This window comes from Seohaeicola sp. 4SK31 (assembly GCF_028802875.1).
Taxonomy (GTDB): Bacteria; Pseudomonadota; Alphaproteobacteria; order Rhodobacterales; family Rhodobacteraceae; genus Seohaeicola.
This window is the reverse complement of record NZ_JARAMP010000087.1, coordinates 1-1,289: the sequence shown is the minus strand read 5'-3', so window position 1 is coordinate 1,289 and position 1,289 is coordinate 1. Positions and strand designations below refer to the sequence as shown.

Annotated in this window: 1 protein-coding gene; it reads left to right on the top strand. The window is 33.7% G+C overall.

Annotated features, from left to right (window positions below):
• Positions 1–244 precede the first annotated feature (244 nt).
• A complete protein-coding gene (locus PVW27_RS21515; RefSeq protein WP_274561248.1) occupies positions 245–1,177 on the top strand; it encodes a replication initiation protein in 933 nt (310 codons plus the stop codon).
• Positions 1,178–1,289: the final 112 nt, after the last annotated feature.

Below are 1,289 nucleotides of genomic sequence, written 5' to 3'. Positions count from 1 at the left end.
ACCTCCTTACAAGCCTTATGCAGCAAGGCTTTCAGACTTTAAAAAACTACAAATGGCATGAATTAAACTACAAATGGCATGATTTTGGCACTTAAAAAACTACAAATGGCATGATTTAAAACTACAAATGGCATGAATTAAACTACAAATGGCATAATGTAGTTTAATGTAAAAAACTACAAAAATAATGTGCAAAAATAATTCGACATGTTATAAAAAACTACATTACGCAAAGTGTAGTATCATGGAATTAAAGAAAACCTATCCTGTATCTTGGGTCGTTATGCAGAATACAATTCAAGAGTGCTTTAAAAGCATGAGTATTGATGAAAAACGATTGTTAATTCTAGCTAGTCCTATCGCTCGAACAATGGATGCAACTGAAAAAGATGCAATCACAATAACATCTGAAGAGTTTGCGAAAGAGTGCGGGATTAAAACCAATTCAGCATATTCCCAAATGGAAGAAGCAAGCAAAAGTCTTTTAAGACGATACTTCTCCTATGGAGACAATAAGAAAAAAACCTACTGTAACTGGGTAATTAGAGCAATATACGAAAACGGTGCAATATCAATATGCTTTCCTGATGAAGTTCTTTTGATGCTAAAAGAATTTGATAAATTAAATCCTTACACGAAGTATAAAAAAGACATCGTGTTAAGTTTGAAAAAGGATTACTCGTTTGACCTTTATCATTTAGCAAAAAAACACCAAGCAATGGGGCACTTCGAAATGTCCTTAGAACACATAAAAAGTGAACTTGGTTTGCCTAAATCATACGATAAGCTTTGCAATCTGAAAGACCGTGTTATCAAACCATCACTAGACGAGATTACCAAAAATACAGATATAAATCTGACCTATGAGAACGTGAAAAAAGGACGTTCTGTTGTTGGCTTTAAGTTCACAGTGAAAGAAAAAACTAAACCCAAATTGATAGCATCAGAGCGAGATCAAAAAACTATAGACATGTTTTGCAAGCTCAGTGATGCACAAATCAATAAATACAGCTCAATTCTAAGTCGTGTTAGTGATATATCAGACCTTTCAACATTTCCGACCTATGATGCCTTTGCGCTTTGGATAGCTAACATTTTGAGAGATCCCAAATCCGTAAGGGAAGAAACTGCAAAACGTATTTTTACGGCATTACATCAGTACACAGACTTTAAATAATGATGACTAATTTTAACGACCTCAATACCAGGACAGGTTTTGGTATTGAAAGGTCATCAAAATTAGTCATCCCATAAAAGCCCATTAAATAGATTTTTATCCTTCAATTTAT